The organism is Polaribacter sp. 2305UL8-11, from assembly GCF_058147165.1.
Map to the genome: position 1 here is coordinate 24,618 of NZ_JBYVJW010000002.1, position 25,236 is coordinate 49,853.

At 29.6% G+C, this 25,236-nt stretch carries 17 protein-coding genes; 6 read left to right on the forward strand and 11 right to left on the reverse strand.

Annotated features, from left to right (window positions below; all coding sequences use genetic code 11):
* Positions 1 to 48: 48 nt before the first annotated feature.
* Together ACY2RW_RS01780 and ACY2RW_RS01785 are read left to right on the forward strand one after the other, a co-directional pair.
* On the forward strand, positions 49 to 414 hold the full coding sequence (locus tag ACY2RW_RS01780; RefSeq protein ID WP_490120980.1) for a S24 family peptidase: 366 nt from the start codon (positions 49 to 51) through the stop codon (positions 412 to 414).
* Entirely contained in the window at positions 414 to 1,691 is a 1,278-nt protein-coding gene (locus ACY2RW_RS01785; protein ID WP_490120981.1) for a Y-family DNA polymerase, read from the forward strand. Before ACY2RW_RS01780 ends, ACY2RW_RS01785 begins: the two co-directional genes overlap by 1 nt.
* 51 nt (positions 1,692 to 1,742) lie before the next feature.
* On the opposite strand, the gene ACY2RW_RS01790 is transcribed toward ACY2RW_RS01785, so the two are convergent.
* The 8 genes from ACY2RW_RS01790 to ACY2RW_RS01825 all read right to left on the reverse strand — a co-directional run bounded on the left by ACY2RW_RS01790 (position 1,743) and on the right by ACY2RW_RS01825 (position 13,123).
* Positions 1,743 to 2,093, reverse strand: a complete 351-nt coding sequence (locus ACY2RW_RS01790) for a hypothetical protein (RefSeq protein ID WP_490120982.1) — start codon at positions 2,091 to 2,093, stop codon at positions 1,743 to 1,745.
* Positions 2,094 to 2,099: 6 nt separating this feature from the next.
* Positions 2,100 to 2,957 carry an N-acetylglucosamine kinase gene (locus ACY2RW_RS01795; RefSeq protein WP_490120983.1) on the reverse strand — a complete coding sequence of 286 codons (858 nt, stop codon included), beginning with the start codon at positions 2,955 to 2,957 and terminating at the stop codon, positions 2,100 to 2,102.
* A 37-nt stretch (positions 2,958 to 2,994) separates the two neighbouring features.
* Positions 2,995 to 3,888: an SMP-30/gluconolactonase/LRE family protein gene (locus ACY2RW_RS01800; RefSeq protein WP_490120984.1), complete on the reverse strand. Its 894-nt coding sequence runs from the start codon at positions 3,886 to 3,888 to the stop codon at positions 2,995 to 2,997.
* A 1-nt stretch (position 3,889) separates the two neighbouring features.
* Entirely contained in the window at positions 3,890 to 5,911 is a 2,022-nt protein-coding gene (locus ACY2RW_RS01805) for a beta-N-acetylhexosaminidase (RefSeq protein ID WP_490120985.1), read from the reverse strand.
* Between the two features lie 3 nt (positions 5,912 to 5,914).
* On the reverse strand, positions 5,915 to 6,361 hold the full coding sequence (locus tag ACY2RW_RS01810; RefSeq protein WP_490120986.1) for a hypothetical protein: 447 nt from the start codon (positions 6,359 to 6,361) through the stop codon (positions 5,915 to 5,917).
* Between the two features lie 2 nt (positions 6,362 to 6,363).
* The gene (gene nagB / locus ACY2RW_RS01815) at positions 6,364 to 8,286 is read right to left on the reverse strand and encodes a glucosamine-6-phosphate deaminase (protein WP_490120987.1); all 1,923 of its coding nucleotides are present in this window, start codon (positions 8,284 to 8,286) and stop codon (positions 6,364 to 6,366) included.
* A 172-nt stretch (positions 8,287 to 8,458) separates the two neighbouring features.
* A complete protein-coding gene (locus ACY2RW_RS01820; protein ID WP_490120988.1) occupies positions 8,459 to 9,985 on the reverse strand; it encodes a SusD/RagB family nutrient-binding outer membrane lipoprotein in 1,527 nt (508 codons plus the stop codon).
* Between the two features lie 12 nt (positions 9,986 to 9,997).
* Positions 9,998 to 13,123: a SusC/RagA family TonB-linked outer membrane protein gene (locus ACY2RW_RS01825; RefSeq protein ID WP_490120989.1), complete on the reverse strand. Its 3,126-nt coding sequence runs from the start codon at positions 13,121 to 13,123 to the stop codon at positions 9,998 to 10,000.
* A gap of 474 nt (positions 13,124 to 13,597) precedes the next feature.
* Here ACY2RW_RS01825 and ACY2RW_RS01830 point away from each other — a divergent pair, with 474 nt between their 5' ends.
* The 4 genes from ACY2RW_RS01830 (at position 13,598) to ACY2RW_RS01845 (ending at position 17,658) form a co-directional block, all read left to right on the forward strand.
* Entirely contained in the window at positions 13,598 to 14,374 is a 777-nt protein-coding gene (locus ACY2RW_RS01830) for a sensor histidine kinase (protein WP_490120990.1), read from the forward strand.
* Between the two features lie 18 nt (positions 14,375 to 14,392).
* Entirely contained in the window at positions 14,393 to 15,106 is a 714-nt protein-coding gene (locus ACY2RW_RS01835) for a LytR/AlgR family response regulator transcription factor (protein ID WP_490120991.1), read from the forward strand.
* A 122-nt stretch (positions 15,107 to 15,228) separates the two neighbouring features.
* Entirely contained in the window at positions 15,229 to 16,560 is a 1,332-nt protein-coding gene (locus tag ACY2RW_RS01840; RefSeq protein WP_490120992.1) for a sugar MFS transporter, read from the forward strand.
* 9 nt (positions 16,561 to 16,569) lie between these two features.
* A complete protein-coding gene (locus ACY2RW_RS01845; RefSeq protein ID WP_490120993.1) occupies positions 16,570 to 17,658 on the forward strand; it encodes an acyltransferase family protein in 1,089 nt (362 codons plus the stop codon).
* A 20-nt stretch (positions 17,659 to 17,678) separates the two neighbouring features.
* On the opposite strand, the gene ACY2RW_RS01850 is transcribed toward ACY2RW_RS01845, so the two are convergent.
* The 3 genes from ACY2RW_RS01850 to ACY2RW_RS01860 are packed head-to-tail and all read right to left on the reverse strand — an operon-like array spanning position 17,679 to position 25,203.
* The gene (locus ACY2RW_RS01850; RefSeq protein ID WP_490120994.1) at positions 17,679 to 21,020 is read right to left on the reverse strand and encodes a T9SS type B sorting domain-containing protein; all 3,342 of its coding nucleotides are present in this window, start codon (positions 21,018 to 21,020) and stop codon (positions 17,679 to 17,681) included.
* A 20-nt stretch (positions 21,021 to 21,040) separates the two neighbouring features.
* Entirely contained in the window at positions 21,041 to 22,576 is a 1,536-nt protein-coding gene (locus tag ACY2RW_RS01855; RefSeq protein WP_490120995.1) for a YifB family Mg chelatase-like AAA ATPase, read from the reverse strand.
* A gap of 47 nt (positions 22,577 to 22,623) precedes the next feature.
* Positions 22,624 to 25,203 carry a phosphoenolpyruvate carboxylase gene (locus tag ACY2RW_RS01860; protein ID WP_490120996.1) on the reverse strand — a complete coding sequence of 860 codons (2,580 nt, stop codon included), beginning with the start codon at positions 25,201 to 25,203 and terminating at the stop codon, positions 22,624 to 22,626.
* Positions 25,204 to 25,236 lie beyond the last annotated feature (33 nt).

Here is a 25,236-nt window from a genome sequence, read left to right on the forward strand (position 1 = left end):
TTCTCAAAATTAACAATAACGCATTTCTTTTTCTTGTAATTTTAGTTTGTGAAATCAGGCAAAGTAAATTTAGTAGAAAAATCTAAAAAAAGCTATAGAGTTGCGCGTCCAAAACAGACGGGTTTTTCTAGTCCTGCCACACATTACACAGAACCAAGAATCGATTTAAATGCAGAGTTAATTACCAATCCTTCTGCCACGTTTTATGTAAGAGTAATTGATGATAGTTTCAACGAATTTGATATTTTAAAGAATGATGTTTTAATTATTGATAAATCAATTATCCCCAAAAATAATCAACTCGCACTAATTATTATAGATGGTGGTTTTCAAATTGAAAAAATTGATAATAGCGCTAAAAAAGAGTTTCAGCTTTGGGGTGTAATTACTTATATTATTAAATCTACTTTGTAATGATAGCTTTAGTAGACTGTAACAGTTTTTATGCCTCTTGCGAACAGGTTTTTGAACCCAGTTTACAAGGAAAACCTGTTGTGGTTTTAAGCAATAATGATGGTTGTGTAATAGCTGCTAATAAAGAAGCAAAAGCATTGGCACACATTCCAATGTTTCAGCCTGTTTTTAAAATAAAAGAAATTTTAAAAGCGAATAATGTTACTTGTTTTTCATCAAATTATACATTGTATGCAGATATGTCTCAAAGAGTTATGGATACTTTAAGAGAATTTTCGCCAATCGTAGAAGAATATAGTATAGATGAAAGTTTTGTAGACTTGTCTCATTACCCAACAGATAAACTGCACAAAATTGCACATCAAATTAAAGAACGTGTGCATAAAAATACAGGAATTCCTGTTGGAGTTGGTGTTGCCAAAACAAAATCCCTCTCTAAAATGGCAAATAAATTTGCTAAGAAAATACCTAGTAATAAAGGTGTTTATGTGGTAGAAACAGAAGAAAAAAGAAAACATCTTTTAACTGTAAATAAAGTAAAAGACATTTGGGGAATTGGAAGAAAACATACCATTCGTGTAGAAAATACAGGTGCACAATGTGCCTTAGATTTTGCAGAATTACCTTTGGCTTGGGTACGTAAAGAAATGACAGTAGTTGGTGAGCGTTTATGGAGAGAGCTCAACAATTTTCCTTGTCATGAAATGGTTGTGCAAGTTGATAAGAAAAAAGGAATTGGTACTGCAAAATCTTTTGGTTACAAACTCACAGAGTATAGCTTAATTGAAGAAGCAACCAGTTATTATGTGGCAGAAGTAGCAGATTTACTACGTCAGCAAAATTCTGCTGCACGTTATTTAGAAGTTTTTTTACACACAAACTCTTTTAGTAATAGTGATAAGCAGTATTTTAACAAAACTGTAATTACTTTAGAGGTACCTACAAATAGTACTATAAAACTAACACAAGAAGCTATAAAAGGATTAAAAAGAATTTTTAAGCCTGGATATCGTTATAAAAAAGTAGGTGTAAATTTATTTGGTTTAATTGCAGATACAGACATTCAGACCAATCTATTTTATAAACCACAAAAAAGTGAATCAGAAAAGTTGACCAAAACTATTGATGCTTTAAACAGCAAGTTTGGTAAAAATAAAGTAAAATTAGCGTCAGTTGGCAATCGTGAAAAAGAATGGGCATTAATTAAAGAGCATAGAAGCCCAAGGTTTACCACACAATGGAAAGAGCTGTTAACCATTGGAAAAAACCCATCTTAAACAACAGCAGTAATTTAGTATTTCAACAAAAAAATGCTTTCAAAATAACGCTTATTCTTTTCCCTTTTCTTTAAAAATCTGCATCATTCTAAAATATAAAGTTTGTAACTGCTCCATTATTTTCTTGCAGCTTTTGGTAGATTTTCCAATTACTTCAATTAAAATACTATTATTTTTATTAGTATCATTCTTCTTAATATTAAAAGAACCGTTTGGAAAGTATACCGTTAAAAATTCTGTTTCTTCTTTTAGGTAAAGATCAAATTCACCCATAACCCAATTGGTAAAAAGAGTATAAACTTCTGCAGTATTAACAATTTCTTCTTTTACTAATCTGATTTTAGGAGGATTTAAAACTGATGTACTAAATTGTAAAGACATTTTATCTGATAGTTTTATCATTAAAGATTAATTATAAGCATGATTACTTTTTACATAATCAATTAAATTATCTATAGGTCTTTGTATGATACTGGTTGCACTTAGTCCATTTATTTTCAATTGATTTTTGATATATTTTTTAGCGTAAAAAGCAATCGATCCTACAAAATGAAGCGTAACAGTTTCTAATTCTTTTGAGTATTGTAAAATGTGGTTTTTTATAAACTTATCTATTCCTTCATTAATTAGATTTTTTATAAAAGAATGGTCTTCATTTTCAAATAAAAATAGTGCAAAATCTGCTAAATACTTATTTGGAGTTTTAGATTGATATAACTTTTTTAGTACTTTTTTTTCTTGCAGGTTGTATTTTTTTTCGAATGTAAGACGCAGTTCTAGTGGCATTTGTTTATAGTAATACGCTTTTAAAAGCTCTTTGCCAAAGTAATTTCCACTTCCTTCATCCATCACTAAAAAACCTAAAGAAGGAGATTTTGTTATAATAGAATTACCATTATAAAAACAACAATTAGAGCCTGTACCTAAAATGCAAACCACAGCAGGTTTATTGGTTGTAGCATAAACAGCAGCCATAGTATCTTCTTCTACAATTATGGTTGCATCTTTAAAACAAGAATTTAAAACAAGCTGAACACTGTTTTTACTTTTTGGAGTATTGCAACCTGCTCCAAAAAAATATATAGCTGCAATTTTATTTTTATATTCAGATAACTCTATGTTAGAGGTAATAATTTTTTTAATTCCTTTACTCTTTAAAATTGAAGGATTTAAACCTTTAGTTCTAATTTTTTTAGGTCTTTCTTTTAAAGAATCTATTAAAACCCAATCGCATTTTGTTGAACCGCTTTCTGCTATTAATACCATTAGTGTTTTTTTTATTGAATATTAATGTGAAATGATTTTAAATACTTCTTCCTGGAAATTCTGCAAAGAAAGTTTCAAAATTTCCTCTGTCAGAAATCGTAATAAAGCACTGCTTTCTATCTTTTCCTCCAAATGTAATATTTGTAGGATTTTTACCTTTCAATTTAATTTCTCTTAACGTTTTTCCTTCTGGAGAAAGCATAATTACTGTTCCTTTTCCATATCTACACACATATAAGTTGCCTTTTGTATCACACCTCATTCCATCCATACCAAAATCTGAAAAAGTTTTAAAAAGCTTTTTATTAGTAAGAGTTCCATCAGTATTTATATCATAGCTCCAAATATTTCTTTGAACAGATTCATTTACATACAATGTTTTGTTATTAGGACTTACTTCTATACCATTTGTAGTGCCCATATTGTCTTCTAACAAAATAACTTTATGGTTCTTTATGAGCCATAATTTTCCTGTATTATTTTTCCAATTAGGGTCACTTGCATATAAATAGCCTACAGAGGAAATTGCCAAATCATTAGGTTGATTCATTGTAGAATCTGATGCAAAAACATGTATATTTTTATCGTTATTTTTTACTTGTAGAATATTATGATTTACATAATCTGCAATAAACATATTGTCGTTTTTATCAAAACGAATTCCATTACCAATACTGTTTTCTGGTAGTTTTATAAAAAGAGAAGCTATACCATTTTTGTTAACCTTTCCTATAGTGCCTTCTTCTTTAAAATTAACAGCATATAAATTACCTTTGCTGTCTACTGCTGGACCTTCTATACCTTTTGTGAATAGAAATTCTTTTGTAAAATCGATACTTTTATCAGACAGTTTTTCTTTTTTACACCCAAGTACAATACTAGCCAGCAATATTAAAGCTATTCTAATTTTTAATACGTTTCTAATCAACATCTTATTTTTTAAAGTGTACTGCTAGTTTTTTTAATCCAGTAATAATAGCTAGTTCTGTGTCTGCAATTGGTTTGTCTAATTCTTCAATTAATTTTAATTCTTTTTTGCAGTTACTATTTGATAATTTTCCTGAGATTAATCTATTTTTAAATAGTAAAGAAATTGTTGCCAAGTTTTTAGAAAGAGGCTCTAAATTAGCAAGTGTTGGATTGTTATTTATTTGTTGAAACTCAACATCATTTTCAATCCATTTGTTAAAATAGGTAATTAATTTTGTTTTATTTTCTTCTGATTTTTCAGCTAAAAAATCATCAACAGTATCATTAAAAGGTTTTACATCTTCTGCATCTACATTACAGGCATCTACAAACTGTGTAAATGGCGAATATGACTTGTATTCTTTACCACCTTTATTTCTTTGATACGCTTTTAAAGGTTCGCAAATCTTAGTTAAATTCACTAAAGAATTTATATCTTGATAATTGCTAATATTTCTTAAAATAACATTTTTGTTTCTAATATGTGTTATACCTAATTCTTCTAATCTGTTATTTATTATAGCCAATCTTTTATGCATATTCTCTACATCTCTTACATTTCTAGCAGACCAAAAACGCTCTGCAATAGCTGCTGTTCTTGGCCAAATTCTAGAATCTATAGTTAATGGAGTTACCAATTCTGACCACATAGTAGCCTCGCCACCTAAAATGTTTTTTAATTGATTTACAGTTAAATCATTCTCTTTTTTAATTGGTTCATTTAAATAATGATGCTCAGTAGATTTTAATAAATCTATGTAATATCCTTTAGACAAAACTGTTTTATAACCTTGTTTAGCAGCTTTTAGCATAGCTTCTTTTCCTCTCCAAGAATGGATTACTACGTCTTTTGGTAATGTTGGTTGAAAAATCTCGTCCCAACCCATCATTATTTTGCCATTTTTCTTTAAAATTTTCTGAACTTTAATATTAAAATAGTTTTGTAAATCATGATTGCTTTTTAAATTATGCTTCTTCTTAAAAGATTGAATTTTTTTATTTTCATCCCAATGTTTTCCTTCGTTCTCATCTCCACCAATATGAAAATATTTATCTGGAAAAAGTGGTGCAATTTCAGAAAATACATCTTCTAATACTTCATAAGTTTTATTATTTGTAGGATCTAAAGTTGGGTCAAAAATTCCTGCATAACGTTCAATTGAATAGACAGTATCTTTACTCCCCAACTCAGGATAAGCTGTTAGCCATGCAGTAGCATGTCCAGGAACGTCAAATTCTGGAACAACTCTAATACCCAAATCTGCAGCATAGGCAACAACTTCCTTTATTTGATTGTGAGTATAATATTGCCCATCAGAACCTAAGCCATGTAACTTAGGTCTAGACTTTACTTCTACTCTAAAACCTTGATCATCTGTTAAATGCCAATGAAAAACATTTAATTTTACAGACGCCATTGCATCTAAATTCCTTTTTAAAACACTGACAGGTTGAAAATGACGTGCAACATCTATCATTAATCCACGCCAAGGAAATCTTGGAGCATCATTAATATCTACACCTTCAAAAAAATAATTCTTTTTATTGTAAGACGTAAGCTGTAGCAATGTTTCTAAACCTCTTATTGCACCAATATCTGTTGTTGCAGTAATTGTTATTTGATTCTTTTTTACAGAAAGCTGATAAGATTCGTCTTCATACAATTCTAATTTACCAACTCTTTTATAATTTACTAATACAGACGGGTTTTTGATTTCCGAAGTTTTAACAGCAAACCCCTTTTCAATAAAAACACCAGTTCTTCCAGACAATCTTCTTACAAAACTAGTAGTAGCTTTAAAAATTTTACTATTTTCTGTATCTTTTATACCAATTGTAAAATTAGAATCAATTAAAAATTGTTGCCCATTTTCTGAAATTTCTTGTGGCCAAGGCATCAAATTATATTTCTCTGATAACTTGTTTTGAGAAAATAAAAACTGATGAAAAACACCAAGAAGAATAACTGTAATAAGATTTTTCATAGATTATTTAAGTTTAATATATTTTTCCACAATTTTTCTATTAATTCCTGCAGCATCAACTTTTTCTATTCCTGATTGGATTAAAGTGTCTCCTTTTATCTTAATTTTAAATGGGAATTCATGATTTTTTAGGGTCTTAAAAGTGGTGTATTTAAGTAATTCTGTATACTTATTGTTTTTTAAAGTGTAAGTCCCTGCTCCACTATAAAAGTTTTTATTCCCAGAATTTTCTTGATTAAAAAAAGAAAAATGGGATTTATTTATTATTTTGATAAAAGTGGTATTTGATAAGTCTTTTAACTTTAAAGAGTCATTTTCTACAATTTCTGCATAAACCATTTTCCAAGTTCCTTGGATAGAATTGGATTGATTAACAGAGGTTTTCACCTCTTTTTTTGTACAAGAAAAAATAGATACAAATAAACTTAAAATAAAGCTAAAATTCTTCATGTTTAAAAATGATACCTTTTAAAAGCCTCTATAGCTGCATAATCTGCCAAGCCAAAATCGTTGTATTTTTTTGCTGTTAATCTGTTTCTATCCTCTACTCTTACCCAAAATTCTCTTGAATCATCACCTTGAAACATAACTCCATCTTTTTGAGATTGATGATAGAAAATAGCATGCCTTTTTCTTAATACTTGGTCAGGACTCATTGGTACAGCCATTTCAATTTCATGAGATTCCCATTCGTGCCAAGCACCTCTGTACAACCAAACCCAACAGTCTTTCATGTATTCTTTTTCATCTTTCATTTCTTCTAACGCCATAAAAAGAGCATCTAAACATACTTTGTGAGTTCCATGAGGGTCTGCCAAATCTCCTGCAGCATATATTTGGTGTGGCTTTACAGCATCAATAATACTCTTCATTACTGCTATATCATCTTCAGACAAATTGCCTTTTTTAATTGTTCCTGTTTCATAAAATGGAAGGTTTAAAAAATGTACATTGTTATCAGGAACATTAAAGTACCTTGTTGCTGCCAAAGATTCACTTTTTCTAATAGCTCCTTTTAACTTTCTAACGGCTAAAGTATCTATGGTTTCATTTCCTTTCTTATCTTTTAAAAACTGAATAATAGCATCTAAATCTTTAGATTCTCCATTTAGTGTTTTAGATATTTCTGCAAATTTTAAAGCTTCCTCATCAGAAACTGCTATATTTCCTGATGTTTGATATGCTACATGAACTTCATGACCTTGTTCTACTAACCTATCAAAAGTTCCTCCCATAGAAATAACATCATCATCTGGATGTGGACTAAAAATAATAACTCTTTTTCTGGTAGGGTTTGCTCTTTCTGGTCTATGAGAATCATCTGCAAAAGGTTTTCCTCCTGGCCAACCAGTAATTGTATGCTGTAACTTATTAAACATTTTAATATTTAAATCATAAGCAGAGATTTCTTCAGTTAAAAGTCCAGACATTCCATTATCATTATAATCTTTGTCTGTTAATTTTAAAATTGATTTATCTAAAAGATTACTTAGCCAAGTAACCGCTTTCAGTTTTAAGTTATCATCCCAATTACAAGTTTTAACCAACCATGGAGTTTTTACACGAGTTAATTCTGACGAAGCTTCTTCATCTAGAACAAACGTTGTATTGTTATGCTGTTGCAAATATGTTGCAGGTACAGAAGAACTAATTTCTCCTTCTATAGTTTCTTTTATTATTTTGCTTTTATTTGCTCCCCAAGCAAGAAGTACAATTCTTTTCGCATTTTTAACAGTGCCAATACCCATAGTAATTGCTTTTCTAGGCACATTTTCTATGCCTAAAAATGAAGGTGCAGCATCTATTCTTGTAATGTGATCTAAAGTAATGATTCTAGTTCCAGAATTTAAATGAGATCCTGGCTCGTTAAAACCAATGTGTCCTGTTCTTCCAATACCTAAAAGTTGAAAATCTAACCCCCCAGCATTTTTTATTTTCATTTCATAATCTATACAATACTGAAATAAGTTTTCTATAGGTACAGTACCATCTGGAATATTTATATTTTCGGGTAAAATATTTACATGGTTAAATAAATGTTCATGCATAAAATAAAAATAACTTTGTATGTTATTCTTATCCATAGGAAAATATTCATCTAAATTAAATGTAATTACATTTTCGAAACTTAAACCCTCTTCTAGGTGCATTCTAACTAATTCTTCGTAAACTTTTATGGGCGAAGAACCTGTTGCTAAACCTAACACACAATTTTTACCTTCTTGTTGTTTACTTTTAATTAATGATGCAATTTCTTTAGCTACTAATATAGAAGCTTCTAATGATGATTTAAAAATTACGTTATGTATTTTTTCGAATCTAGTATCTTCAAATTGACCAGCAGGTTGATATTTTGTTTCTATTTGTTGAAGCATATAAGAGTTTTTAATATTTTTCCTATTTTGAATAAAAGTATTGTAGGTAACAGATTTTTTATAATTTTTTCGACCAAAAACAGAAAATAACCTATAAAAAACAACCGGAAAATAGTGTGGTCTTTTTCCGGTTGAATCTAATTCAAATCAAATATTAAACAAATTATTATTTTTAGTTTTTATCCCACCAAATAGAGGTTGTCATTTCGTCTGCTCCTTGGGCAGCAATTGCTGCTTTTACATTTTCTGCATTAGAAACAGCCTCTGTACTAGAATAAGGTAATCTTTTAGGCACCACACCATTGTTAGGTTGTGTTACCCAAAATTTTGTATTATCTGTAAGGTTAGGTATAAGGTTTGTTCTTCTAACTAACGCCCAACCTTCATACCCATTCATTAATGCGTTTAACCATCTTTGGTTCCATACCATTTTTAATTGGTCTGTGTTACTACCAGATAAAGTTGCGATAGGTTCATTAGTTATAAAATTAGATGCATCTGAGGCTGCTACTTTCCAAAAATTCATACTTGATTTAATTCCATTTTGATACAATGTATTTGCATTACCCCCATAACCTAATAAAGATGCTTCTGCTTGTAAAAAGTAAGACTCACTTGCAGATAAAACTTTTACAGGAACAATATCTGCAACACCTGTTGTAGAAGTACCAATAATTAATGAAGATGGAGAAGATAAATCGTTTCTACTTAATTGTGTTCTAGAACCAATCGCAGAACCAGCGTAAACACCTCCATTAGCAGAAGGCATTGCTATAGTTTTTAATCTTGGATCATTGTTATTGTTTAAAAGATCTATGTATCTTTTTGCAAAAGTAAATTTAGAACCAATACCACCAAAACCATGATATACGTCTTCGAAACCACCATCTAAAAATGATAAAATTAATGGCGAGGTTGACCTTTTTAATAATGCTTGATTTGATTCATCTATTAAGGGATTTGATAAACAATCGTTAATAACTTGATCTATGTATGTTTGATCTCCATCTGCAATAAATGCATCTCTACCACGTAAAGCTAATCTTAAACGCAATGTGTTTGCAAAAGCTTTCCATTTTTGAGGATCACCTTGATATACATAATCTCCATTTGAGCCGTCAATTGTTGTAGTAGAACTTCCTATGGCATCCATTTGAGCTTTTAAAGTATCTATAATTCCCTTATAGATCTCTTTTTGAGAGTCGTAAGTTGGTTTAGGGTTCTCTAAAATTAATTTAGCACCAATTACATCACTATAAGGGATATTTCCATAAATGTCTGTCATTTTTTGAAAAAACCAAGACATCATTATTTTAGTTACAGCTACACCATTTGTATCGCCTGCATCTGTATAAGTTTTTAGTAAATTTCTACTACTTAAGGTAACTTTTTTGTAAGAGTTGTCAAAAACTCCATTTGTCCAACCTTGGTTGTTTTGAAATGCGTCTGCACCAAACCAAGCACCAGCATAGTTGTAGCTAAATTGATTTGCAAACTGGCTAGAGTAAATTAAATTTCCTCTCCAAGTAAGAAACCTAGGTTCTGCAAATTCGTAGTATTGTACTGCAGCCATAATACCTTCTACAGGAGCAGTTGTTGGACTGTAAGGATCTGTATTAATTTCTTCGAAATCTTCTGTACAACCTAAAAAAAAGGTTGATGCTATAAAGATTACAGCTATAAATTTTAATGTTTTCATCTTTTTTTTAGTTTAGAATGATACGTTTAATTTTAGTCCATGACTAGATGTTGATGGGAAGCCAAAATATTCTACACCACTAAAACTGTTATTAAAACCAGTTTCTGGATCAAAATTAGTTGTGTTTTTATGTAAGATGGCTAAATTTCTACCAAAATAACTTAAAGACAATCTAGATACTTTTAGTTTATCTAATATTTTTTGAGAAAAATCATAACTAACAGATAACTCTCTTAATTTTACAAAACTAGCATCTTGTACCCAACGTTCAGAAATTCGACCTAAACGTCCCCAATATTCTTGAGGGTTTACACCTCTAGATGCTACGTTTGGATTTAAAGTTCCATCTATTACAGCTCCATTTGGCACCATAATTCCATTACCTCCTGTAAAAAACTCTCTACCTTGTAATGTTATAGCATCTGTTCCTGCTGTTGCACGAGACATATCTGAAAAAGAAAATACATCTCCACCAAATTTAGCATCTAGCAATACAGATAAAGAAAAGTTTTTATAAGTAAATGAATTTCTTAAATTGGCTAAAGCATCAGGGTTTGTTTCTCCAATTTTACCAATTTCACCAACTTTTGGCAAACCACTAGCATCATATACAATGTTTCCTTGCGTATCTCTTTCATAAGTAGAACCAAATAATGTCCAAAGAGATTCTCCTAATTTTGCTCCAACTTGTACAACATCATTAAATTGTCTTTCTCTAACTTGTACTTCTATTCCTTGAGCAAGTTCTTCAATTCTATTATTATTTTTAGAGAAGTTTACATCTGCTGTCCAAGTAAAATTTTTATTTTTTATAATATCTGCAGATAATCCTAATTCTATACCTTTATTATTAATTAAACCCGCATTTACTTTTTGCTCATTAGCACCACTTGATGGAGTTAATGATAAGCTTAATATTTGGTTTTTTGTATCTATTGTATAATATGTTGCATTTAATCGAATACGATCTTCTAAAAAACGAGCATCAAATCCTAACTCTAAATTCGTAGAAATTTCTGCAACCAAATTTGGATTTTTTAATGAAGCTCCTGCTCCTGCTCCTTCTTCATTTACGCCAAAGAAATAAAATAATTGGCTATTAAATTCTGCAGAAGAAATTAGGTATGTATTTTGTAATTGATAAGGATCTGTAGCATTACCTGTCTTAGCAAAACCACCTCTTAATTTAAGAAAAGAAAGTGGAGAATTTTCTACGATACTTGGTATTGCTTCATTAACTACTAAACTTGCACCAACTGATGGGTAGAAAAAAGAAGCATTGTCTATAGGTAAAGTTGATGACCAATCGTTACGTGCAGTAAGCTCTACAAAAGCATAATTTTTATAACCTAATGTTGCAGAACCAAAAACCGAATTAGATTTACTTCTTGTTAATCTTGGGTTTATATTTTTGGATTTAAAGTTGTTGAAAGAAAAGAAATTTTCTTGTACAAAAGTTTCACCTGTATTTACAATAGACTTAAAACTACTGTTTGTTTGGTTTAAACCAAAAGTTGCTCCCAAAGAGAAATCTGCATTTAACTCTGTGTCATAATTTAACAACAAATCGTAACTAGTTAAGTTTGAGGTTGTATTAAATTCATCTAACTTACCATTTGGTGCAATATCAAAAGCACCTTGTCTTCTATATATAAAGGCGTTTGTATTTGATACATCTTGAGAAACTCTTGCGTTTAATTTTAAATCTTTAAGTAAATCAATTTCTAAACTTACTAATCCTAAATATCTGTTTGTTTCATCTTCGTTTAACAATGTGTTGGTAGCATAATAAGGATTCATTGTAAAACTACCTGCCCATGTATTTGGAGTTCCGTCTGCTTTCAAATAATTATTTGCCAATAAAGAATTGGAAATATTTCTTGGTTTAAGGGATAGTGCCTTTACTGTATTAGACTGTCCGTCTGTTAGTTCTGGTCTATTTTCACCATTTTGCTTTGTATAATCTAATTTTCCAGAAACCCTAATTTTATCAGAAATATCTACTCCAGCTTTAATACCAAAATTATGCTTTTTTAAAGTAGTTCCTTTCTGAATAGAAGTGTTATTTAAATTACCATAAGACAGTTTAAAATCTATACCATCTTTGGCTTGAGAAACAATGATACTATTTGTTAAAGTAGTACCTGTTCCGTAAAAATCTTTAAAATCTCCAGGATTTGCAGAATATGCAGCAGTTCCAACACCATCAAATCTAGTCTTTTGACTATTGTCTAATTTTGGTCCCCAACTTCCTGCATCAGTAATATTATATTCTAAAGTATTTGTTGCAGTATTAAACCTTCCTTGCCCATATTGATTTTGAAGTTTTGGACTAATTAAAACATTATCAATAGAAACTGCAGAACTTATGTCTACTTTTACTTTTCCTATTTTACCAGATTTTGTTGTTATCAAGATAACTCCATTTGCTCCTCTGTAACCATATAATGCAGTTGCATTACCAGATTTTAAAATTGATATTCTTTCGATGTCATCTGGATTTAAGTTAGATAAACCATCACCAAAGTCAAAACCACCAGCAAAATCTCCTTGAGCAACATTAGAGTTACTAACAATTACCCCATCTATAACAATTAAAGGTTGGTTACTACTACTTAAAGAGCTAATACCTCTAATTGTTATATTAGTAGAAGAACCTGGACCTGTAGCTCCAGATTTAATATCTACACCAGCTAATTTACCTCTTAAAGCTGTTGCTATATTAGGATCTGAAACTTTTGTTAGCTCATCATTTTTAACCTCTTCTACTAAATACCCTAATTTTTTAGCGTCTCTTTCTACACCAAATGCTGTAATAACAATTTCGTCTAATTGCCCTGCTTCTTCTTCTAAAATAACATTAATTGTATTAGACTTGCCTACTAATACTGTTTTTGCTTTCATACCTAAATAAGAAAAGCTTAAAATTTCTCCAACAGAAGCTTTAATAGTGTATTTACCATCAAAATCTGTTTCTGTACCTCTTGTTGTACCTTGTACAATAACACTAACTCCAGGTAGCGTTGTTCCATCTAATTTAGATGTTACTTCACCTGAAATGGTTTTTTCTTGTGCAAATCCATTAAAGGAGAAAGCAAAAGAAAAAATTGCAATAAGTATTGTGTAAATTTTTTTCATGAATTATTTGAGTTAATTAAATTAATCTTGCATAAAAGTATCATTAATGCATCTCTCTAAAAAAATTTAATATACAAACAACATCAATTTAACAACGAATGACATTTTTTTACGTATAAGTTAGTAGCTGTATAATTTATTCGTAAAATTAAGTTAGATTTTATGTTACATTTGCTTAAATTAAACTCATTTTTCAAATTATTCTTATTGAACATTGCATTTAAAAACATAGGATTTAAAATTCCAATTAAATATCATTTTATATTTTGGGTTAGTTATTTTCTACTAAACGTAGTTAGGTGGGGAAGCTATTTTAATGATTATTGGTACTCTTTAAAATCTAATTTGGTTGAGTTTCCATTACACATACTTATAGTATATTTTAATATTTATTTTTTATTTCCAAATTTTATACTAAAGAAAAAATATTTTAAGTTTTTTCTTTACTTTACTCTTTCACTTGTTTTTTTATATGTGATTAGAACAGGGTTTAACTACCTGTTAGTTTCTGAAAATATTTGGCCAGAAGCAGAAGGTATTCAGAAAGCATTTACATTTAACCATATTGTAGCTGTTATTCTTGGAGAGGTTTATGTAATTGCTTTTGTGGCAACAATAAAACTAATATTTGATTGGATTGACGAGAAAAACCGAGTAGAAAACCTACAAGCAACTCAATTAAAAACTGAACTTCAATTTTTAAAAGCCCAAATACAGCCACACTTTTTTTTTAATACACTTAATAATTTGTATGCTTTAACTTTAGAAAAATCTAAACAAGCCCCAGATGTTGTTTTAAAATTATCTGAAATTATGGAGTATATTTTATATGACGCAAAAGAAACAAAAATTAGATTGCTAAAAGAAATCAATTACATTCAGAATTACATAGATTTAGAAAAATTACGTTTTGGAGACAAAGTAAACGTACAAATAAACATGCAAGGTAATCTTGAAAACCAAAACGTACCTCCCTTACTATTTTTACCTTTTATAGAAAATTGTTTTAAACATGGGACAATAGAAAATAATAAACTAAATATTTTAATTGGTTTTGAAGTTACAGATACTGGTTTATTAATATTTTCTGTAGTTAATAATTATAATTTGTTTACAATAAAAAATAAAAATCACGGAATAGGAAATAAGAATGTTTTAAGAAGACTTGAGTTGCTATATAAAGATAATTTTACGTTAAAAACTAGCACTGAAAAGCAAAACTATATTGTAGAATTAACAATCCAATTATAATTTTAGTACTTTTAATTTATGAATATAAAATGTGTAATTATAGATGATGAACCTTTAGCTATTAAAGTTGTTGAGAATCATTTAAAAGAATTTCAAAATTTTGAAATTATTAAAACCTATAATAATCCTATAGAGGCCTTATCATTGCTAGAAAAAGAAAAAATTGATGTAATTTTTCTTGATATAAATATGCCAAAAATGAATGGGTTAGATTTTGCAGAAATAATAGGTTCTAAAACAAACGTTGTTATTACTACTGCTTATAGAGAATATGCTGTAGAAAGTTACGATTTAAATGTTCTAGATTATTTAGTAAAACCGATACCATTTAATAGGTTTCTAAAAACAATTAATAAAATTACACAGCAAGTATACTCGCAAAAAGAAGGAACACAAAAAGAAGAGGAGTCTAGTAACGAGTCTTTCATTTTTTTAAAGGTGGATAAAAAACTAGTAAAAATTAAATTTGATGATATTTTATATGTCGAAAGTTTAAAAGATTATATTAAAGTTTTTACAACTATAGAAAACTATCTTGTACATAAATCTTTAACAAGTATTACAGAAGAATTACCAGAAAGTAGCTTTTTAAGAATTCATAGATCATATACAATAGCTATAGATAAAGTTAAAAGTATAGAAGGTAATTTAGTAGAAATAGCTACTGCTAGAATTCCTATTGGAAGAAAATATATACACCACGCAAAAAAAATTATATTAAATATGGACTAATTTTGTTTCTTAAATAAAACTGTCTGTAACTAATAAACTGTTATTGGTAGAAATAATTTTATTTTTAATTATCATATTACATAATTTACATTTGATAACGTACAACAAATACATCAATATTTATGTCTACTAATACTACATCGAATTCTAAAACTCAAAATAACACATTAATAGCAATTATAATTATTGCTGGTCTTTTTTTTATTTTTGGCTTTGTAACTTGGATAAATGGAGCTTTAATTCCGTTTATGAAAACTATTAATGAACTTACAGATGCACAATCTTATCTTGTAGCATCTGCATCCTATATATCTTTTGTGGTTATGGCTTTACCAGCATCACGTATAATTAACAAAATAGGCTATAAAAAAGGGATGTCTTTAGGATTGGTAATAATGGCTATTGGTGCTTTAATTTTTATCCCAGCAGCAAACGCAAGAACTTATTGGGTATTTTTAGTAGCTATTTTTATTCAAGGTGCTGGAATGACTTTACTACAGACAGCTTCTAATCCCTACATAACAATATTGGGACCTATAGAAAGCGCAGCAAAACGTATTGCAATTATGGGAATTGCAAACAAAGTTGCTGGGAGTTTAGGCTCTGTTATATTTGGTGCTATATTATTATCAGGAATAAACGATATAAAAGAAAAATTAGATGTTGTTAGCAATGAAGAAAAAGCAAGCTTATTAGATAAAATGGCAGACAGTGTTATTACACCATATATTGTAATGGCAATTGTTTTATTTGTGCTAGGTGTTTTAATTAGAAAAGCGCCATTGCCTAATGTAGAAGCAGCACCTATAGAATCTTCTGAATCTGGTATAAAAGAAAAAACTAGTATCATTCAGTTTCCTCATTTATTATTAGGTGTTTTAGCATTATTTTTATATGTAGGAGTAGAAGTTATAGCTGGTGATACTATCATTTCTTATGGAATTTCTTTAAATATACCTGTAGAAGAAGCTAAATTTTTTACACTCTATACATTAATGGCAATGGTTGCAACATACGCTTTAGGTGTGTTTTTAATACCAAAATATATAAGTCAATCTTTCGCTTTAAAAATAAGTGCCATTTTAGGAATTATTTTATCTTTTTGTATAGTTTATACAACAGGATTCACCTCTGTACTTTTTGTGGCTGCATTAGGTATTGCAAACGCATTGGTTTGGCCAGCTATTTGGCCACTAGCATTAACAGGTTTGGGTAAATTTACCAAAACAGCATCAGCTTTATTAATAATGGCAATTTCTGGAGGAGCCATAATTCCTCCATTATATGGTGCTTTAGTAGATCACAAAAAAGAAGAACTAATTACAAACGGAGTAAATGAAGTAAGTGCTATTGCAGAAGCTTCTTCTTTTGGATATTGGATTTTATTACCTTGTTATCTTATAATCCTATATTATGCTTTTTGGGGTCATAAAGTAGGATTGTCCAAAAAATAATATCAAATTTTGATAAAAGAAAGAATAGAATCTGTTGATGTTTTAAGAGGATTTACAATAACTGCAATGGTTTTGGTAAACACACCAGGAACTTGGGGCAGTGTTTATGCTCCTTTATTACATGCAGAATGGCATGGATTAACACCAACCGATTTTATATTTCCATTCTTCCTTTTTATAGTAGGAATTTCTATCTACTTTGCATATAAAAGTAGTGCAAACAACCTATCAACCTATAAAAAAATAACTATTAGAAGTTTAAAACTAATAGGTTTAGGACTTTTTTTGAATTTATTCTTACCTTATTTTCCTTTCATTCAAAAGTTTGATACCCTTCGATTTTTGGGAGTTTTACAAAGAATAGGAATCGTTTTTTTTATTTCTTCAATCTTATATTTAAATTTTAATTGGAAAATTTTGTTTGGAATAGGAGTATTTATATTGATTAGCTACTGGGTGTTTTTAGCTTTTATACCTCTACCCAATGGAACATTACCAACATTTAATAGAGCTCCAAATAATTGGGCAAACTATATTGATTTTAATCTTTTAGGAAAACACATGTGGCAGCCAGATTATGATCCTGAAGGTGTATTAAGTACATTACCTTCTATTGTAACTTGTATTACTGGTATCTTAATAGGTAAATTATTAGAGGGTCTTAAAAAAATTAAAAAATTGTTTTTAGCTTCTCTTGTACTTTTAATTTCTGGATATCTTTTTGATATTGTATTTCCAATAAATAAGGCTATTTGGAGCAGTAGTTTTGTTTTAGTTACTAGTGGCTGGGCTACTTTAACTCTTGCAGTTATTTATTATTTAAAAGATATAAAGAAATTAAAATTTGGTAATATTTTTAAGTATGTTGGCATGAATGCAATTACAATTTACTTTTTATCAAGTTTTATATCTAAAAGTATGTACTTAATTAAAGTTAATGAAAATAGTAATCTTCATAGCTATATATATCAAAATTTATTTGTACAATCTTTTTTTTCAGAGCAGTTTTCTTCGCTCTTATATGCATTATCTGTAGTCTTATTTTATTTAGGATTAGAATATTTAATGTTTAAGAAAAAGATTTTTATAAAAGTATAGACGTTTTTAAGTGTAATAGATTATCTAATTAAACTAAAATTACCTGTTCTTATTTTTACCTTATTATTTTGGCCGATTAAAACTACTCGAAACCAAAAATCATTAGATGCTAATATTTTTCCATTGTAAGTGCCATCCCAACCTAAACTGTTGATTGTAAATTTTGCTATTGGTTTTCCAAATCTATCAAAAACACTTACTTCTCCACTTTTATAAAAGCCTTTGTCAATTCCTTTTATTTGCCAGTAATCGTTGTTATTGTCTCCATTTGGAGTAAAAAATGTTGGAAAACTTATTAAAGAAACTTCAAAAAGTAAACTTCCACAACCATCTTTGTCATTGACTTCTATGGTGTAATTGCCACCTTTAAGATTTTCAAAATTTGGATTATTTTGATAATCAATTAAAATGTTCGAATTTTCATCTAACAATCTAAACTCATAATCTCCTAAACCTAAATTTGAAGTATCTATTTTTATAAAATTGTTATCAGAATCATCTTGAACATTAATATCATTAATATTAATAGTCGATTTTGAAGATTCTTTTATAGTTATACTTGCTTCATCAGAATCGCAGCCATAAACAGAAGTTGCAATAACTGTATATTTTCCTCCTTTAAAAATGGTTGTATTAGCTGTATTACCAACAATCATATTGTTTTCATCTCTCCAAGTATAAGTATAGTTTACATTGGGATTTTCTACACCAATTTGCAATTGAGGATTGTTGGTCATACAGATAATATCTTCATCTATAACACTTACTGCTGGTTTTTCTCTTACAATAAAATCTATGGTTGTTTCTTCATAACAAACATCGTAAATAGGATTCTCTACGCGAACTCTAATGGTTTGTGTTGATGTGTTAAAAGGATTTGGTAATGGACTTGGTAAAGCCACATTATTTTCATCAAAATACTTTACAATCAGTCCTGTTTGAGTTCCTAAAATGGTGCTTTCTATAGTTGATGTATCAAAAGCAAAAATACCGTCAAAATTTGTATCACATTCTTCTTGAGTCGCAATTGTATTTGCAATTGGCACAGAATTAACTATAAATTCTATAAAAGTTTCATCAGAGCATTTGCCATCTTTATTCTGTGAAATTGTATTTTTTATAACTGCTTTAATTTTTTGGGAAGCTGTTATAAAAGGATTTGGTAGTGGGCTTGAAAGTTGAACACCACTTTCATCAAAATATGTTACTTCCACATTGGTTTGAGAACCTATAATTGTATTTTGAATTGTGGAGGTGTCAAAAGAAAAGAAGCCATCTCTATCATTATCGCATTCTGGGTTTACAGTTACAGGGTTTGCAACAGGAACTTTTTCTACATTTAAAGTAATGTGAGCACCTAAACCAAGACAAGAGTTGTCAACTTTGCTATCAACTCTTATATAAATAGTTTCTTGATTTGGTGAGTCTGTATTTTGATAATTTGAAATGTTAGTAATTTTATTTTCCTCTGCTAATGCATCATTTTCATTTTTATAATAAGTGATTTCTAATTGTTGATTTGCAGGAAAAAGGTTTATAATATCGTTGCTTATGCTACTAAAGTCAAAAGTAGCTATACCATCTGCTAAGTTAATACCATCATCGCATTCGTAAAACGATTTTGAAAAATTCAAAGGAATTTCTGTTGTAGAAACAAACAAATCAACTTCACTAACTCTGAAACATCCATTGCTGTTTTCTACTCTTGCCCAAATTTTATCGATACTTACATTTTCGTTTTTATATTTTGTGATATTGGTAATTGCTGTTCCTTTATTTTCCGCTTCAACTTTTTCTTCGTAAAAGGTAATGGTATAATCTTCTGGGTTTGATATAATTTTTTCTTTTACTTCATTTAAATTAAAAAAACTAAAACCATCAATATCGCTATTATCACATTGTTTTAAAGAGACTGAAGTGTTAATATTTGGAGCTTTAAAAATTTCAACCTCTTTAGGTATCGTATAAATGGTATTGTCTATATGAGTAACTATTGCTGTTACATTATAAATTCCTGCACTTGTAAATTGATGATTTACATCTATTTGATTTGATGTATTATTAGCACCAGAATTTGGATCATCAAAATTCCAAACTACAGATTTAATTTCTGATTGATTTGTTAAACTAAAGTTATTTGAAAAATTAGAACAAGTATTGTCATTTGTTATTTCGAAAGGGAGTATTGTTTTTTTAGTTCCTCTAACAGTTACGTAAAAATTTATCCCATTTCCATTAGTTGTTAGGTTTGACATTTTCTCAAAGCTTCCATTTGTATTATAAGGACAATTACCTCTAAACCAAGACTCATTTTTATCATTTGCTGTCCCAGATACAAATAGAAGACCATCTCCATATTCAATGCCTCTTTGAACTTCTACTAAAATGAATTTTACATCAGCAGGAACTGTTATTGGGTTTTCAAAATCAATTGAATATATTCTCGAGCTTTCAGAATTCCAAGAAAATGCAGGAATTACAGTTTTTTGGCTACTGCCAATTAAATCTGTTTCAGAAAAAGAGTCAGGAAAATTTTCATCAACTGCATAAATATTAAAGGTTACATTAGCTAACCAACCAGCACCTAATATTCCAATATCACCTATATTAATGATAAATTCTTCATTTTCAGAGATACCAAACTCAGATAAATTAAATTTTCTAGACCAAGACATTGAACCTCCTTTACAGGATGGCATAGTAGTTTTTATAAGATTATCTGTGTTATTATGAGTTAAATAAATATTATCTCCTGAATTAAACATACTTCTTTTTTCTCCAGTAACATTGATAAAAAAATTAGCATTAGGTTTAGATACATCTAGTTTATCTGTAGTTATATATGTGTAATGTTTTCTACAACCGCTAAACCAAGAAACATCATTATCTTGTAATGTGCCTGCAATTAGTGCTTTTTTATAATTAGGATTATAAATATCATCAATTTGGGAAACAACAACTAGTATTTTTTTAAATTTCGACGGAACAACTATAGGAGTTTTAAAGTCAATACTAACTTTTTCTGGAATGTCTCCTATTTCTGTTGTAGTTATAGTAACACCACCCAAATATTTCTGATTAGAGCTAGGGAAATTTTCATCAATACCAATCACTCCAATACTTATTATTGCTCCATTGTAAGCATTGCTTATTGCAGTTTGAGCAGATCTAATAACAAATTGCTCTGAAGTAGAAATTCCAAAATCTTCTAAATTAAAAACTCTTGCCCAATATTCTTCATCTTCGCATGATTCCCAATTTGTTTTTATTGGAGTATTTCCAACATTATGAGATAACGTAATTTGTGAATTTACACTTAAAGCAAAAGTCAAAATTACGATTAGAGGTAAGAGTTTTTTCATAGCCGACAAATATAAAAAAATTACCCCAACCAACCCTCTCTATCTAAACTTCTGTATTGTATAGCTTCTGCAATATGATCTGGAGAAATAGTTGGTTCATTTGCCAAATCTGCAATAGTTCTAGAAACTTTTAAAATACGGTCATAAGCCCTTGCAGAAAGATTTAGTTTTTCCATAGCAGTTTTTAAGAGTGATAAACTTTCTGGAGATAATTTACAAAATTCACGAATTTGTTTTACACTCATTTGTGCATTGTAATGCACGTTTTCAAAATCTTTAAATCGTTCTGATTGTATTTCTCTTGCAGCTGTTACTCGTTTTCTAATTATTACTGATGATTCTCCTTTTCGTTCTTCAGATAATTTTTCAAAAGGCACAGGAGTAACCTCAATATGAATATCTATTCTGTCTAAAAGTGGACCAGAAATTTTACTTAAATAACGTTGCATTTCCTGTGGAGAAGATGTCATAGGAGAATTTGGATCATTAAAAAAACCTGATGGACTAGGATTCATACTTGCCACTAACATAAAACTACAAGGATAAGTTACAGTGAACTTAGCTCTAGAAATGGTAACATCTCTATCTTCTAAAGGTTGACGCATAACTTCTAAAACTTCTCTTTTAAATTCTGGTAATTCATCTAAAAATAAAACACCATTATGTGATAAAGAGATTTCTCCAGGTTTCGGATATTGTCCACCTCCAACTAGTGCAACATTTGAGATAGTGTGATGTGGACTTCGAAATGGACGTTGATACAGCAATCCTTCATTTTTAGTTTTACCCACTACAGAATGAATTTTTGTAGTTTCTAAAGCTTCATGTAAAGTCATTGGAGGCAGAATACTTGGTAGTCTCTTAGCTAACATGGTTTTTCCAGATCCTGGAGGGCCAATTAAAATGATATTATGACCACCAGCTGCTGCAATTTCCATACATCTTTTTATAGATTCTTGTCCTTTTACATCAGAAAAATCAAACTCTGGAAAATCGATATTTTTATAAAACTCAGCTCTTGTATCTACAATTGTCGGCTCTATTTTTTTGTCATCATTAAAATGATGGATGACTTCCATAATATTATCAACACCTAAGATTTCTAAATTGTCTACAATAGCAGCTTCTTTGGCATTTTCTTTAGGCAGAATTAAATATTTGAAACCTTCTTCTCTGGCTTTTATGGCAATTGGCAAAGCACCTCTTATGGGTTGCAAACTTCCATCTAAAGAAAGTTCTCCCATAATAACATAGTCATCAATATTTTCTGATTTAATTTGATTTGAAGCAGCTAAAATTCCGACAGCCAAAGTTAAATCGTAAGCAGCACCTTCTTTTCTAATATCTGCAGGTGCCATATTTATAATAATTTTTTTCCCAGGAAGTTTATAGGAATTATTATTCAATGCAGCAGAAATTCGATAAGAACTTTCACTTACAGCTTTATCTGGTAAACCTACCAAATGATAGCCTATTCCTTTATCAATATTAACTTCAACCGTAATTGTGGTGGCTTCTATACCAAAAACTGCAGATCCATAGACTTTTACTAGCATTTTTTTCTTTAAAAGTAAAGATTTTTTTAATACCTGTAAAATATTATTTAAGCAGAATTTCTACTTGCATTAATATTTCCAAATAAAGAACGCATCACCATTTTTTCATACACTTCAATTTCTTTAATACTTCCACCAGATTTTTGAAGTTCTTGAATCTTCTTTAATGCATACTGTTGTATGGTTAACAAAGGCAATACAATTTGCTCTCTCATTTCTATAGATGCTTTGCCTACAGGAAAGTTTTCCATCAGTTCAGAATGTCCAGTTAATTTTAACAACAACCTTTTTGTGGTTTTGTATTCTTCAAAAATTAGTTTCCAAAACTCTCCAAACTCTTCATCATCTGCCATATATGCAGTTAAACCAAAGAAAGATTTTGTTAAACTCATCATACTATTTTCTAATAGTGTTCTAAAAAAATCTGAGTTGTTGTAAAAGTCTACAACTTCATCAAATTTACCTGCATCTTCATATTTTTTTAGTGCTGTACCAACTCCAAAGAAACCTGGTACGTTTTGTTTTAACTGACTCCAACTACCTACAAAAGGAATGGCTCTTAAAGCAGAAAAGTCTAGAGTATCAGAATTTGAACGTTTACTAGGTCTACTTCCTATATTTGTTTTTGCGTAGTATTTTAACGTACTCATTTTTTCTAAATACGGTAAAAATTTTGGATGATTTTTAAAGTCTACATAGGTTTGATAACTTGTATCAGCCATATCATTCATCAACTCTCTATGCTTATTATTTAATTGATCTTTATTGAAAATATCATTTTTAATACCAGAACTTAATAGTTGCTCTAAGTTATACTGAGAGGAGTTTAAAGTGCCAAAATTTGAACTAATAGTCTGACCTTGAATAGTTAACTGAATTTCTTTATCTTCTATTGTAGGCCCTAATGAAGCATAAAATTGGTGCGTTTTTCCTCCTCCTCTTGCAGGTGGTCCTCCTCTTCCATCAAAGAAAATAACTTCTATATCAAACTCTCTAGATACTCTTGTTAAGGCTTCTTTTGCTTTAAAAATACCCCAATTTGCCATTAAATAACCACCATCTTTTGTTCCATCAGAAAAACCTAACATAATGGTTTGTTTGTTTTTTCTTTTAGACAAATGGTATCTGTAGGTTTTATTAGAATACAAAGTACGCATTACATCCTCAGAATTTATCAAGTCTTCTACAGTTTCAAAAAGCGGAATTACATCTACAGAAAGCTCGTTTTCAAACCCACATAAATTTAGCATTGCAAAAGTTTCCATCACATTTAATGCAGTTTGGTTGTTGCTAATTATGTAACGATTTGCACCACGCTCTCCATTTCTTTGTTGAATTTGTTTTAACGCATAAATAGATTCGATTGTTTTTACAGAAACTTCGTCTGTTAAAATTTCTGGATTTATACTCCCTTTTACTTCTGCAAGAATTTTAATTTGCTCTTTTTCGGATAAACTTAAATAGTTTTCTGGAAAAGTTTGATCTCCCGATTTTTGTAAATCTTTTACAATTTGTACAAATGCTTGATGATGTACTCTACTGTCTTGTCTTATATCTAAAGTTGCAAAATGAAACCCAAAAATTCTTACTTTATTTATAAAATCGTTTAATTCTTCTACAAATAAAGATTGGTGTTTTTCTACAATAATTTCTCTTGCTGCATACAATTCTTCTAAAAGAATTTTTTGAGAGAAATTGACTTTAACATAGCTTCTTACAACGTGTTTATACAGCCTTTTTTCTACTCTCGCCAAAATTTCTTGTACCCCATCAAAAGTAAAACGTCTTTTTAAACGTCTTACATCTCTATAATAGCTTCTTAAAATAGTTTGACGTAATCTTTCTGCAACATCTAATGTTATTTTTGTAGTTACAAAAGGATTTCCATCTCTATCTCCTCCAGGCCAAAAACCAAGGTCTATAATTTCATTTTCTATTGGTTTCCCATCATAAATATGATGCTGAATGTAATTGTAAATTTTAGGTACAGAATGATAAAAAACGTTTTCTAAATACCAAACCAAACTCACAGCTTCATCAAAAGGAGATGGTTTTTCTTTTTTGTAAAAAGGTGTTTTACCTAATTGTGCCAACAATTTTTTTATCAATAGTAAATCATCATTTTGTATGGCTTTATCTAAGTCTGTAATTATACCTAAAACTGTGCCTGGATAAAATTGTGTTGGGTGAGCTGTAAGTACAACTCGTACTTTAAAATCTTCTAAATATGCTTTTAACGCTGCTTTTTTATTACTTAATGTAGCAGATTCTTTAGAGCTTCTTAGGGTTCCAAAACCATCCATATTATTTACTACAGGAAATGCTGCATCTTCAATAGCATCAAACAATACAACTTGGCGTTCTATAAACTGAATAAAACGAAACAACAAATCTGTTTTCTCTTTTTCTGTAGGGTTTTCTTGATATTTTTTAAAAAAATGATCTACAATTTCTGTAGGATTTTTTTCTAATTGAAAACCTTTGTCACAAACCTTATGTAAAAGTGGCAATAAAACTCCTGTATCATCTATGGTGTCAAAAGGTAGTGTTGTAAAAATACTGTTGTAAATTTGATATTTAGACAACACATTTTCATTAAATCTTTCTAACTTAGGTAAACTGCTCATTTTTCTTTGATTTTACGGAATAAAATTACGAAA

Bases quoted from the DNA above. Each gene is read 5' to 3' on its own strand.
- ACY2RW_RS01820 (WP_490120988.1), bottom strand. From the start codon at position 9,985: ATGAAAACATTAAAATTTATAGCTGTAATCTTTATAGCATCAACCTTT.
- ACY2RW_RS01795 (WP_490120983.1), bottom strand. From the start codon at position 2,957: ATGGTATTAATAGCAGAAAGCGGTTCAACAAAATGCGATTGGGTTTTA.
- ACY2RW_RS01855 (WP_490120995.1), bottom strand. From the start codon at position 22,576: ATGCTAGTAAAAGTCTATGGATCTGCAGTTTTTGGTATAGAAGCCACC.
- ACY2RW_RS01790 (WP_490120982.1), bottom strand. From the start codon at position 2,093: ATGATAAAACTATCAGATAAAATGTCTTTACAATTTAGTACATCAGTT.
- ACY2RW_RS01785 (WP_490120981.1), top strand. From the start codon at position 414: ATGATAGCTTTAGTAGACTGTAACAGTTTTTATGCCTCTTGCGAACAG.
- ACY2RW_RS01835 (WP_490120991.1), top strand. From the start codon at position 14,393: ATGAATATAAAATGTGTAATTATAGATGATGAACCTTTAGCTATTAAA.
- ACY2RW_RS01860 (WP_490120996.1), bottom strand. From the start codon at position 25,203: ATGAGCAGTTTACCTAAGTTAGAAAGATTTAATGAAAATGTGTTGTCT.
- ACY2RW_RS01840 (WP_490120992.1), top strand. From the start codon at position 15,229: ATGTCTACTAATACTACATCGAATTCTAAAACTCAAAATAACACATTA.
- ACY2RW_RS01805 (WP_490120985.1), bottom strand. From the start codon at position 5,911: ATGAAAAATCTTATTACAGTTATTCTTCTTGGTGTTTTTCATCAGTTT.
- nagB (WP_490120987.1), bottom strand. From the start codon at position 8,286: ATGCTTCAACAAATAGAAACAAAATATCAACCTGCTGGTCAATTTGAA.
- ACY2RW_RS01800 (WP_490120984.1), bottom strand. From the start codon at position 3,888: ATGTTGATTAGAAACGTATTAAAAATTAGAATAGCTTTAATATTGCTG.
- ACY2RW_RS01825 (WP_490120989.1), bottom strand. From the start codon at position 13,123: ATGAAAAAAATTTACACAATACTTATTGCAATTTTTTCTTTTGCTTTC.
- ACY2RW_RS01810 (WP_490120986.1), bottom strand. From the start codon at position 6,361: ATGAAGAATTTTAGCTTTATTTTAAGTTTATTTGTATCTATTTTTTCT.
- ACY2RW_RS01850 (WP_490120994.1), bottom strand. From the start codon at position 21,020: ATGAAAAAACTCTTACCTCTAATCGTAATTTTGACTTTTGCTTTAAGT.